Here is a 724-nt window from a genome sequence, read left to right on the forward strand (position 1 = left end):
AAAACCGCGACGGGACAATTCGCGCCTGTTGCGAGATTAGATCGACAAACTCGTTGGTTCCCTTTTCTTCTTGGACGAAAGCATCAAGTCGATAGTCGGTCGTGCGTAAGAGTGCTTCTGACACTCCAAGACAATACCGAGCTACGCCGCTGATCGGGGGGCGGACTGGGCGGCAATCAAATAGAACGCGCGTCATTCATAATCCTCATTTTCCTGAGTGGGAATCTTCTGGTCGACGCGACGGATTTCTCTTGCAGGGGCACCAAAGGCAACCATATTTGGAGCGATCGAGCGTGTGACGACAGATCCCGCGCCGATTACAGCGCCGTCTCCGATAGTCACTCCGTCCAGTATGGTAACACTGTTTCCCATCCAGACATCGCGGCCTATCTCGATTCCGCTCCGTTTCACCGAGCCGTCTGTGAATGTATTGTTCTCGCCGATCTCGTGTGATTCTGCAGACAAGCGTAGACCCGCTCCGATCTGCGTACCTGCACCTATCGTGACTTTGCCGCCGACTCCGATGGAGCTGAACGGGCCGACATAGGCGCGTTCGCCTATTTCAAGACCTTCACCAACAGAGTTCAAGCCACTGCGGCACTGTACCCAGCAATATTCACGTAAAGTCGCACCGGTTCGGAGGATTACGCCGTTTATGGAATGGGCATCAATATAGGAGTAATGCCCGATAGAAGAGCCTCGCTCAAGCGTGAGGCAGTTTTTT

General features: G+C 53.6%; 2 protein-coding genes. Both read right to left on the reverse strand.

What is annotated here, in order from left to right; all coding sequences use genetic code 11:
- Positions 1–196 (reverse strand): hypothetical protein (locus C8029_RS22585; RefSeq protein WP_226946409.1); only part of this gene is annotated, 196 nt, incomplete at its 3' end.
- On the reverse strand, positions 193–724 hold a 532-nt coding region (locus C8029_RS19880), incomplete at its 5' end, for an acyltransferase (RefSeq protein WP_152003579.1). The genes C8029_RS19880 and C8029_RS22585, both read right to left, overlap by 4 nt.

The sequence above is a fragment of the Roseobacter sp. TSBP12 genome (assembly GCF_009129705.1).
GTDB classification, from domain to species: Bacteria; Pseudomonadota; Alphaproteobacteria; order Rhodobacterales; family Rhodobacteraceae; genus Celeribacter; species Celeribacter baekdonensis_A.